Annotated in this window: 8 protein-coding genes; all 8 read right to left on the reverse strand. The window is 44.6% G+C overall.

Annotation, left to right across the window (positions count from 1 at the left end; all coding sequences use genetic code 11):
* Positions 1-209: 209 nt before the first annotated feature.
* The 8 genes from HMPREF3050_RS05585 to HMPREF3050_RS05620 all read right to left on the reverse strand — a co-directional run bounded on the left by HMPREF3050_RS05585 (position 210) and on the right by HMPREF3050_RS05620 (position 10,808).
* Positions 210-1,562 (reverse strand): hypothetical protein, encoded by a 1,353-nt coding sequence (locus HMPREF3050_RS05585; protein ID WP_070773943.1) that lies wholly within the window; start codon positions 1,560-1,562, stop codon positions 210-212.
* Between the two features lie 47 nt (positions 1,563-1,609).
* Entirely contained in the window at positions 1,610-2,023 is a 414-nt protein-coding gene (gene tssE / locus HMPREF3050_RS05590; protein ID WP_003758401.1) for a type VI secretion system baseplate subunit TssE, read from the reverse strand.
* Positions 2,023-2,562 carry a type VI secretion system lipoprotein TssJ gene (gene tssJ / locus HMPREF3050_RS05595; protein WP_003765178.1) on the reverse strand — a complete coding sequence of 180 codons (540 nt, stop codon included), beginning with the start codon at positions 2,560-2,562 and terminating at the stop codon, positions 2,023-2,025. The genes tssE and tssJ overlap by 1 nt, the downstream gene beginning before the upstream one ends.
* A gap of 20 nt (positions 2,563-2,582) precedes the next feature.
* Positions 2,583-3,692, reverse strand: coding sequence for a type VI secretion system baseplate subunit TssG (tssG, locus tag HMPREF3050_RS05600; protein WP_070773945.1), 1,110 nt, complete (start codon positions 3,690-3,692; stop codon positions 2,583-2,585).
* Positions 3,656-5,422, reverse strand: a complete 1,767-nt coding sequence (gene tssF, locus HMPREF3050_RS05605; RefSeq protein WP_070773947.1) for a type VI secretion system baseplate subunit TssF — start codon at positions 5,420-5,422, stop codon at positions 3,656-3,658. The genes tssG and tssF overlap by 37 nt, the downstream gene beginning before the upstream one ends.
* Positions 5,423-5,431: 9 nt before the next feature.
* Positions 5,432-7,057 carry a type VI secretion system protein TssA gene (tssA, locus tag HMPREF3050_RS05610; RefSeq protein WP_070773949.1) on the reverse strand — a complete coding sequence of 542 codons (1,626 nt, stop codon included), beginning with the start codon at positions 7,055-7,057 and terminating at the stop codon, positions 5,432-5,434.
* Positions 7,057-10,122: an ImcF-related family protein gene (locus HMPREF3050_RS05615; RefSeq protein ID WP_246830234.1), complete on the reverse strand. Its 3,066-nt coding sequence runs from the start codon at positions 10,120-10,122 to the stop codon at positions 7,057-7,059. Before HMPREF3050_RS05615 ends, tssA begins: the two co-directional genes overlap by 1 nt.
* 422 nt (positions 10,123-10,544) lie before the next feature.
* The gene (locus HMPREF3050_RS05620) at positions 10,545-10,808 is read right to left on the reverse strand and encodes a PAAR domain-containing protein (RefSeq protein ID WP_009310839.1); all 264 of its coding nucleotides are present in this window, start codon (positions 10,806-10,808) and stop codon (positions 10,545-10,547) included.
* Positions 10,809-11,259 lie beyond the last annotated feature (451 nt).

Consider the following 11,259-nt stretch of genomic DNA (forward strand, 5'->3'; position numbering starts at 1 on the left):
CCGTACTGGTTTAAAGTTAATCCACTATAAAACCGATTTACTTCTTGCTTCCTAAGCGTGAGGAAATTTTTCTCTTTAATCAAGGATACGAAAAAATGTTGTATCGCTAAAATCAATTCATAATAAAAGGTCGTCTGAAAAAATTCAGACGACCTTTTATATGGAAAACAGCAAATCGACTCTGCTATTTTGTTGAGCTTATCGGCCTTTTATTCATATGCGTCATCATCATGCACGATGACCTTATTGACATAAACCGGCTGCACTGAAGTTTCTTCATTCACAACAGGAGGCTCTGTCTGTGACGCAGATGTTTCAGTAGTCATTGGCGTTGCCGGCAGCGTGTTGTGTGCAGAATGAGTTTCTTCGCGTTGGATATCTACTTGCGGCGCCAAAGGCTCATGCTCTACCGATGGAAACTCTTGCTTACCGGTTTCAGGCTTCAATTCGGATACGGTATTGGTTTCTACCGGCTGACTTTCTGCCGGCAAAACCACAGGAGCCACAGGCTCAGATACGGACGGATGCTCCTCTACATCAACCGATTTTGTCGAAGCTTCTTCCGCTACCGGAGCTTGCGTAGTTGACGTAGTTTCTGTTGTTACCCGTGTTTCTACTGTTGCAGGTGCCTCCGTTTGGGCTGGCGTTTCTTCGGTTGCAGAAATTTCCGTCTTGGTTGGCAGCGTTTCTACCTTTTCAAGTGGTTCAAATCGGATTGGTGCTTCTACTACTGTTTCATGCGTTTCTGCTTTAGCCGGCACTTCTATTGTTTCAGATGCTTCTGCTTTAGCCGGCACTTCTACTGTTTCAGATGCTTCTGCTTTAGCCGACGTATCAATTTCCTTGTTTTCTACGGCTTTTTTCTCGGTTGGCGCAGTTGTATTGGATACTTCCGGTGTTGCCGAGCCAGCATTTGTGCGACCAGATTTCTCGGTATCTGTCTGTTTGACATCCTTTGTTTTCACACTTTCTTTAACGAGGTCGTCTGAATTTGACTTGCCTTCAGACTTTTTACCGTCTTCCGATTGGTTAGTCTGTGTAACTTCAGGATAAGGAATCGGCTCTTCTGACTTGCCTGCCGTTTCTTCCGGTTTATCCTGTTCTGCCTTAGCTTGTTGGGACTCCGTAGCTTTTAATTTCGCATTGTCTTGTTTAGACTCAGGCTTCCTTCCTGTCGAACCTGATTTCTGCTGATTAAGCGGATACTCTCGAATAACGACTTCGGCAGGCGGAGTTTCGGTATGCGGCACATGACAGCTCTCGCCCATTTTGATGAAATCAATGCCTGAAATCAAAAAATTGGTGTTTTCCAGATTGCCTCTTAATCCGACATAGATTGGTGTATTTTCAGGCGTATTTTTTCTGACGCTGATGATTTCCGCTGCGGCTTCATAGCCGTTTCCGCTACCGGGAAGCAAAGTGTAATTGTTTTTCAAATCACAACTTCGAATCCGGACATAATTGTTTTGAGTGACCAACATGCCTTCCAGCTCTTTGGCAAAGGCGGTTTGAGCGGTTGCTGAAAGCAACACGCCGCAAGTAAGGAAAATGTGTTTAACCATATTTTATTTCTTAATTTTCAAAGTAATCTATTCACACCAAAGAAAGCTTATGTCCGGCTGCGTTTAACGGAAACCGTCCCCTCAGGCATAAAATAAGTGTCTATCACTACCGCACCCACGTTTTCGATTTCGCATTCCAGCTGATAACACAAGACCATGATATTGTCTTTGGATTCAGTGAGGTGGATATCCAAGTTCCTTAATCTCGGCTCGTATTTCAACAAGGTTTTCCTCATAAAATACCGCAAGTCATGCGCGCTGGACGGCAGGTTTTTATAAACCATACTGAGATCGGGAATCCCATAATCCGGCAGATGTTTCAAGGAACCGCTCCTGCTGTTAAGAATGCGTTGGATATTGTCCAAAACACTGCGAACCAACTGGAAGCTGCCCGGCAGGTCATCTATCGGCAAACCGTCGGAATAAAACCCGGTCAGTTTCTCATAGAGTGCGGCATCCATTATTTGACTTTCTTGACCGTCTCTTGAAGCAGGACTTTGTTATCCACCAATTCGATAACGACCGGTTTTTTATTGGTCAGCTGCTTTTTGGTAATCAACATTTTCCAAGTCTGCTCTTCCCCTACTTTGTTGTAGAAAGCGACAACACCGACATATTTGGTGTCTTTATTCAGCGTTTCATCAAAGCTGATGGTTTCCCCCGGCCGGATGGTATATTGCTTGTAACCTTCCGCCAGATCGTTGCTCAAGATGGTTTTGTCTTGATTGAGCAAATCGCGATATGAGGCAACTTCATAATTTTGCTTGTCTTTCAACTGATACACTCGGACGACTGTCGACAGCGACTGCCCGCGCTCGTTTTGATTCAAACCGTTTCGTGCAATTAGGTCGATTTTCAAAATCTTGAGTTTGGTATAAAAAACACTTTTCGTTGCTTCAACCGTTCCATCTTTCATGCCTTGCCAAATCCCGCATCCTGAAAGCATGGCGCATAAAAGGGCTAATGAGCAGACTGACGTAATTCTGGTTTTTTTATTCATGATTTTCCGTTTTCTTGAAGTTAGTTTGAGTAAGTATAGTTCGCTATTTTTATTTGTTTGTCTTGGTGCATCGCACCTAAACCGGTATTAATCCCCAATATTTGTTTTTTTTCCAAACGGCTTTTGGGTATCCATTGTTTTTTAATATTCAGGTAAACACTCGCATCAAAACGACGACCCAAATAGAGTTTTAATAATTCGAGCAATTTTTGGTGCAATTGCTGCTTTGGCAACAGAAGCTGCGCGTTGTCAAATGTATCGGGTGTAATTTCAATACGCACCAAATGACTGTAATCTTTTATCCGTCCGCCCAAAGATGCACTTCCCCCGTCTAACCGCAAACCGGCTTTCCCCAGTTTGCGGTCCTTCTCCAAAATGACCCACTGCGGCTGGAACTCTTTTACTTTTACGTCGGCAAAGGGAAGAAGGTATCTGACAATGCTGACAATCCCTTCTTTGGTTCGGGTTCGTTGGTAAAAAATACTGAACAACCCCAAAATCCTGCTATCCAGCAGAGGATGCATGAATTTCCCGTTGACCATGCCTTGCCCGATTAGGTGCAAGAGGGAACGCGATAGGTCATCCTGCCCCTCCCGTTGAAACAGAAACGGATAACGGTATTTTTTCCATGCTTGGAAAAACAGGGTCGTGATTCGGTGGTTAAAAATATCTAAAAATGCCGCCAGGCTTTCACTGCCGTCTTTATGCGTCGCAATATCGTTCAGGAAGTAATCCGGCAAAACCGCATCGACACCGTACAAACCTAAAAATGTCGTCCTGACAGTCGGCAGATCGGCTTCTGCATCATATTCAACCGAGGCGATTTCCCCGGAAGGGAAAGATAAAGACTTTACCCTTCTAAATCTTACGGTTGACTCGACATCCTTTTCTTCACTTCCTTCGGCAAGGGTTTCCAGAACCCGGCAAAATTGGAAGAAATTCATTGTTGCCGCATTGCGTACAATAAACTCCCCCAATTTCTCCTGGAAGATTTCAGACGACCCGCTTTCGCGCTGCGCTTTATTTCTAGGAATCTCCCATAAGGGAAGCGTTTGCCTGTCGTTATTTTCTTTGGCGCTTTTGTGCGCCGTTTCTAAAACCGTGTGATAGTTGTTTTGCTGTCTTTCCATGTATATGTTTTCCCGGATGGCAGAGAAACAATGCTGAACCGGGTAAACAGGTTCAAATCAGCATACATTGCAAAAAATTCGTTCAATAATTCTCCGAACAAATAAATTTCCGCCTCACCGCTAAATGCGGTCGAATCAAATGTTACGGTAATATGAATTCCGCGGTGGACTGCGCCACGCTCGATTCTCTGTACTGTTTCATGTTTGACATCAACAATACCATTCAGTCTGCGCTTGTTCAGCTCGTCTTCAGTCCAGTCGTAAATGGACAATGCCCCTTTCAAACTGTCGACATTCAATAGTGATAAATAGTTGGGTGACAAATGGGACAATATGCGCCATTGGAATCTATCCTCTGTCGGCGGATAACAAGACAATGTCGGCGTGGTAAGGTTTCTGACCATTTTGACATTTGGTTCGGCGATATCGTCGTCTTGAATCTGGGTTTCCCTCAGACTTTTACGCGGCAAAGCGCCATTTGTCCCGACCACCTTCAATGAAAGCGTCTCGGTAGGCAATATATCTTTTCTATCCCACAACAATCCGCCAAGCATGATAAATGTTTCATGTCTTCCTGATACGCCTTGTTTGACTTTGGTATGGAAATACCTTTCCGGCGCATCATATTTCATCAAACCGCCACGATGCTGGAATGAGGAAAAAGGAATATAGGGGTAACGTTTGCCTGTTTCATGATTAACCGCCTCTACCTCTTCGACGGAATAAACTTCAACAGCCATACCTTCATGTAACAGCGGCTTCACCTGATATTCGAACGCCTTATGATCCACTCGGATAGGCTCTGCTTCCATATCAAACAGATTGATGGCAGGCACGCAGTTCAATTTCAAACAGTCAGGAGGGAATCGAAGCTCTGAAGGGTATTGCTTGGAAAGAACCACATTCACGCTAAACTCATTAATACGTTCCGACCACGCTCCGGCATCGATGCCCACTAAATCAATAAAGAAAAACTTCTGTTTGAAACAAAAATATTCCAGCAATAGTTGGTAGCCGCTGAAGCTGTTATTGACTTTCTCCCACAACCTTTCATCTTCAGCAAATCCGACTGCCTTAAACTGTATATTGCCGGCAGATGGCAATTCGGCATGATGCAGGCTGATTCGCGCTGTCTGATTCAACAAAGCATGACGCAATGCGAAGGCAATCGGTTCATCAGCGGAAATATAAATCCTGATTTTGGAAAAATCTAAATTTTCTTTCTGTATTTGCCGGTGGATACCAAAAGTTAATTTGATGACGCTTTGACCATTCGCATCATAATCCAACAATGTATGCAATATGCTCAAAGGTTGGAGCGCAACATCAGCAGTGGTCCGATACAAGCATCTGGTCAATATATCGTTGATATTGATAGGTTCGGACTGAACGGACAATCCTTTTTTGACGACTTGCCCTCCTTGCAACTTTTTATTATCCGGAATCAATTCCAAAACAGTCAGGGAAGGAATCATCCTCAGATAATGCGGCCACAGCATATGGACCAACCCCTCCGTCAATTCCGGAAAGTCATCATCTAATTTTTGTCTGATTCTCCCTGTCAAAAAAGCAAAGCCTTCAAACAGTCTTTCTACATAAGGATCGCGCGTACCTACTCTGTCTAAATTCAGCATTGCGGCACGATCAGGGTGGGCTTTTGAAAACTCTAATCCCGCCTCTTTGAGATACCGCATCTCTTCTTCATAATAGCGTAATGTGGGATCTGACATAATATATGCTTAATAAATTAATTCCAATGCACGGACAACATCTGCCTGCATCAACTCTGTCCGTAAAAATTCGAGCTGTCCGACTGCCTCAATATCTTTATTATCAAGGTTTTCACTTAATAGTTGATACCAAAGGGCATACACTTCAAACGTAAAATGTCTGTCCCACTCTTTAACTGTCAACACTTGCATCTGCTTCGAAGCCTGTTCCAACAGTTTCACTGCCCAGTCCGCCTTTTGGGCGCTTACAGCCAACCGAGCCATCATCACCCATTTCTTAACCTGCCCCGAACCTGTCTGCCACTCCGGTAATGTTTCCAACCAAGCAAATGCAGCGTCTAAACCGTGTTCTTGTGTTTGCAACAGCGCCTGTTGCCAGTAACTTTCTTGATTTTCTGTCTGAGATGGCGACGCTAACACTGCTTTTTGAATGGCTTGACTACTCGTCTGCTTGCGCGCGGACGACATGACCTTTTCTTCCAGCCATTTAAGCGTATCAGCCGATACGAACGGGAATCCGTTATCAAAACTCAAGCCGGTCAGGCCTTCGCATCGGGTCAAGAAGGATTTCAACTCAAATAGCGATGAATCAACTTGGGAAAGATATAAACCACCCAATGCCTGCTGACCTTGCCATGCGTAATATTGCAAATCCAGCCAATAGTGATTAGCACCTTCCAAAAAAGCCGCTTCCACTTTATCGAGCAAATCGCGCCATTGCTGCTCCTGAATCAAACGATTCAGATTTGCCAATAAATCTGCCCTTGGAGCCTTCAACCGCGTCTGACCGTTTTGATGCGGAGGAATGCCGTTCAATCCGCCCCAACGGACGGCCCGAATCATCTTGTTTGCAGACCAATAACCATCATCCTGTTCTCTCAAGTAGGCAGCGTTAATCCTGACTTGGTCAAGCAAGGCTTTAGAAGAGTTAACCTTTGTGACAGTCAGACTTTCAGACGACCCTCGACTCTCTTGATGAATTTGCGGCGTTGCCACTTGCTCAACAGGCGCACTGGTCTCCTGATTTTGACTTGAACTTGTTGGAGAAGATGAAAAACGAACAGATGACTCTTCAAAATATTGCAACAATGGAAATAAGCTGGGGCGTACTACCTCTTCCCATCCCTCAAAGTAATGTTGCAACGACATCAAAGCCGATAATGTCCGCTTAAGTTCCGTAGAATCGGATAATCCCACGTTCTTAAGCGTATCCAGCACCCTTTCGCCGGACAACCAATTTAATGCATTACGTTTTTGTACAGGCTTTTTCGGCCATAGCGACTGATCGAATTTTTGCAGCAACCCGCACAAAATCTCCAAGCCGTCTGAAAAACCTGCCAAGCCTCTGTCTCTCAGCGAGGCAAAAATGTAATAGGTTGCTACCCTCAGGTCTTTAGATTCACGCTTCAGCAAGCGTTCTGAAGCATCCAAAATCAATCGGTAGTCCATACCCGAAAGTTTGGCCAACTCAATTTTGATGGCTTCAAAATCATCTGTATAGGCGACATCCTCGCCGCAAGGATGGTCGTCTGAAACAGGCTCCAACCATTCTTGCCAGCGATGGATATTGTTATCGGTGATAGATGTACCTTCATCACCGAGTATCGGCTTTACCCATTGGGGTAATGTCATCATTATTTAACCTCAAAAATCTTATTCGGCAGATGGATATTTTTCAGATCCAGCAGTCCCAACGGTCCTTTACCGGAATTGGTCCGCATATAGAAGCGCATCAATTTGTCTTTTTCTAGTGGGAACTCAACCAGATAGGTACTTCCATCAATCGGCGTAACCCTGGATTTTTCAAGCATACGGATGAAACCGAAACGCCCGCTGATTTCCTGAGTTTTACGCATACCTTCTGCCTCGGTTTCCCAAGAAATACGCAAACCGGCATTGCTGACATCACCCGGCCATTTGAATGGCTTCCACTCTGTCTGTTGGTTGAAATAATTCAATGATTGACCATCAACAACCAAGTCGAATTGAACAATTCCCTGAGTAGACGTCGGCTTAAGCTCAAAGCTGTAACCACCTTCTCCGTTGACGAAGAAATCCTCAGAAATCGCACTCAATTTATTCAGCTGTTGCAACAATCCCGGATTGACTTTCAATTCGCTTCCCGGCGCCACAATCCATTGATTGCCTTGTTTGGTCAAAACACCTGCCAATTGGGTCGTTATAAACTGATTCAATGCGCCTTTGTTGATATCCAAGTATTTTGCCAATACGGGAATCGAAACTTCGGTTTCTGATTTGGCAAACGGATATCTGCCGCCCAACTCAGACTGCATAGGATTAACAAAATTGCTTGCCCACAGATTATTGATATCTTTTTGGGCCACGCCTGCAATCGAATCCCATACGGAATTAAATGGCAAGACAAAAACGTTGCGCGCAAACGGCAGCAATCTGTCGCCCACACCAGCCTCAATCAAACGTGCATACTGCATACCTTCAAGAAATTCATTGTCTCCGCCGTTCAAGACTCCTTGAACGGCCGATCTGGCTACGCCACCGGTATCGGAAGAAGACGCCATTTGAATCAAACGTTGTTTAATGGTCGTCACGCGCTCAAGGTAGCGTTGCAGGCTCAAATCGCTCTTCGGATTGATTTGCGCGTCAATCAATTGCAACAGGTTTTCAAATTCTGCTTCCAACGGTCCTGCCAGATAATCATTGACTTTACCTTCCAGGGCGTTGATGTTTTCTGCCTGTGAATTTAATACCGTATCGGCAACCCTACGCGAGCGGGCAGACAGCTGTCTTGCCGCCGCACGTTTTGCAGCATCGGCGACCGCCGGATTTACGTCGATTTTTTTGCTGTCCAACTGGCTGCTTTCTTTTACAGCATGGAACAATGCCACCAATGGAGAACGCTGAGGATCCGCATAAACGTGGAACTGATTGACCGCATCCAAATTGGTCGTCCTTGGCTGCCATGTAATACTGTTCATCATGTCATACCAAGCCGCAGCATATTCTTTGAAATAACGCTCTTTCAGACTGTTGATCGCAGCTTCCGTTACCGGTGCCTGATGCAGGTTTCCACCCAGCACCCAGTCAGTATTCTTGCTGTCTTTAACAGCTTGGTCCAGAGCAGGTTTAACATATTTCTCCCAGCCTTCGACTGTATACACACGAGGCAAAGGTTTGCCGACATTCCAAATGCCTTTCAAATCCTTATTCAGCAGCTCTGCCAATGTGATGGTTTTCAGCTTGGCATCCGTACCTTGTACGATGCGTTTGTATAACTGTTCACTGCCTTGGTCGCGGTTGATCCAATCCACCAGAATCTGACGGCTTCGTGACACCAATTCAGGTTGCTCCGTTTCCAGCCAACCGGAATGGGTAGCCATGCGCGGCACGAAAAATTGAGCCAAAATTTGTGCATCTTTGGTAGAAACATTCTGTGCCGACAGCATTTCCACCAATTTTTTCGTCAGGAATTCAGCATCTTTTTTGTCTTTGGTTTTCTCTACATGGGACGTCAGCATCAAATATGCTTTCAGGTCTTGATAAGAACTGTCTTGCAGTTCGAAGTCGTCCGGAATCTGCCCTTCGAGCATAGTCAAACCATCCAACTTATTCGCAAAGAATACGGTAGCAGGACGGCTGACGACATCTTTAACCAAAATCCCGTATTTGCGATAAGCGGCAGCCAACAGCTCTTTTCTATGCTCATAGCCCAAAAACTTGGCTGTATATTGCAAGAAATCCCTGCCAGATTCCATTTCGGCAATACTTTGTTGCAGTTTGATTAAGGCTGCAACTTTTTCCGAGCGTGATTTTGCCTTCTGAACACTTTCCAAATCAGCATTCAGACGACCTATATCTTGATAACTGCTGTGCGCACCCACTGCAAACACACTACCGACCAACAAGGCTACGGCACTCATTGCCAGATAGGTTTTTTCCGTTTTGGACAAATGCAGTTTTTTACCTGAACCCAAAACAGACAGATCATTAAACGCACGGTAAATCAAATCTCCTGATTGTTCAGGATTATTGGTTTGAACAAACGAAACGCCGGCAACTGTATCCAGTTTTCCCAAACTCCGTTTTTCAGCAGCAATATGATCTGCCAAAGCCTGACTTTGAGAGGGTAACGTCGCAGACAGTTTTGCAATAGGTGTTTGGCGCAAATCTTCCTCAATCAGCTGCGTACCCACTGCTGCCAACTGGTTAGCAAACTGATCCAATTCTTTTGCCAACTCCGTTGCCGATACAGTCGAACCATATTTCAAAGCATGGCTGATGGCTGAAGGCATTTCATCGGCTTCATTGGTCAGATACACCTGATTAATCGGCAGCTTCCATCCGAGCTTTTTCATCAACTCGGTCAATTGCGCGGCATTTTCGTGAATTGAGGATTTTGCCTGAAGCGAAACAATGCCTTCGGCAGGACGTTTACCCACGCCCCTCAGATATTGCCAACCACCCGCAGGCTCCATAGCCTGTGCATCAATCCAAATAGCCGATGCAGTTTCTACCCACAACTGACGGCGGATATCCGGCAAAGCAGCTTCCAGTAAGGCAGTATCTTGAGTGACCACAAAAATCCAAGGCTTACGGTGTTTTTTATATTGCTTGGTCAGCAAGTGGATATGTCTCAACTGCTCCCAGCGTTCCGACACGCCGATCAAATGGGTAGATTCCGCACTGTCACCGCTTAAATCTTCGGGATTCAGATGCTTCAAATTGGAATGTCTGTCGGATACGCCTGACCAAAGCATTCGTGTCAACAGAGGGATAAAGAATATTAATGAGGTCACTACCGTGATACACGCCCACACAACCGCTTTGGCTGCAGATGTATCGATTCCGAATTTATGACCTAAAAAGTAGAGTAAGACTGCACTGACGATGCTTAGAATAATAACCACTATGCCAGTAAAAATTGGCTTCATAATAACTTCCGAAAAATAAACTTAAAATCTAAAAACTTAATCTGTATTCTGAATATCAGAACTTTTGAATTATTAAGATGAAAGGCTGTTTGCCAAACCTGCCCCGAATCAGGCATGCGCCCCTAAAAACCTGCGACACTAAAAGGATTATGCAATTTTGTATCTTATTTCCGACAATCCGGCACTTTAGCTCCTTGCAGATTCCATTCCCCTTAGTCGCTTCCGACAGTCGGCATACTGCTGATCAAAGCGCAGCCGCATGCAGTTTTACAACCGTCCACAGCGACATCGCGCCCTTTAAACGACATATATTGACTGCCTTCGATAATCGGATTGGTGCCATGCCCGGGTATGGGGCAAGAAACCAAATCGCCTACCAGAGCGGCAGGCTTTCCTTCAATGACCATATCCGAAGACGCTTGAACCACAACGCCTCCATGAGTAGTCGCATCTCCCAGCCTGATAATACCTTTCATAGTTTTTACCTTTTTAAAAAATTTACTTATCATATCAAAAAATAAATAAATTAGTAACTACCGTTAAATATCAAATTCATACCGCTTATCAAACGGGTTATAACGCGGGCAAAATTACGATGGTTTGAGTGCCAATCGATTTTTTAAAATAATGAATAAAGCCATTGCCATTCAAATATTTATGACAACTTAAGTTCATACCGAATCAAAATAGGATAAAGCCCGACCGGTTTTAAAATTAATCCGCTCTAGAAAAAATAAACAAAACAATTTTCAGACGACCTCTTGAGGCAACCTCTTGAAGCAACCTGACTTGCTCATTTCAAAAATGAATTAACCGTCCACCATGGGACGGTTTTAAATTTGAAGATAGGAGATTTAAGGAGAAAAGTGTCTCAAGGGCGGACTTCTTCAAGCTATAGTGGATTAAATTTAAATCAGAACAAGGCGA

It is taken from the genome of Neisseria sp. HMSC065D04, assembly GCF_001815675.1.
Classification (GTDB): Bacteria; Pseudomonadota; Gammaproteobacteria; order Burkholderiales; family Neisseriaceae; genus Neisseria.

Bases quoted from the DNA above. Each gene is read 5' to 3' on its own strand.
- tssA (WP_070773949.1), bottom strand. From the start codon at position 7,057: ATGATGACATTACCCCAATGGGTAAAGCCGATACTCGGTGATGAAGGT.
- tssE (WP_003758401.1), bottom strand. From the start codon at position 2,023: ATGGATGCCGCACTCTATGAGAAACTGACCGGGTTTTATTCCGACGGT.
- HMPREF3050_RS05585 (WP_070773943.1), bottom strand. From the start codon at position 1,562: ATGGTTAAACACATTTTCCTTACTTGCGGCGTGTTGCTTTCAGCAACC.
- tssJ (WP_003765178.1), bottom strand. From the start codon at position 2,562: ATGAATAAAAAAACCAGAATTACGTCAGTCTGCTCATTAGCCCTTTTA.
- HMPREF3050_RS05620 (WP_009310839.1), bottom strand. From the start codon at position 10,808: ATGAAAGGTATTATCAGGCTGGGAGATGCGACTACTCATGGAGGCGTT.
- tssG (WP_070773945.1), bottom strand. From the start codon at position 3,692: ATGGAAAGACAGCAAAACAACTATCACACGGTTTTAGAAACGGCGCAC.
- tssF (WP_070773947.1), bottom strand. From the start codon at position 5,422: ATGTCAGATCCCACATTACGCTATTATGAAGAAGAGATGCGGTATCTC.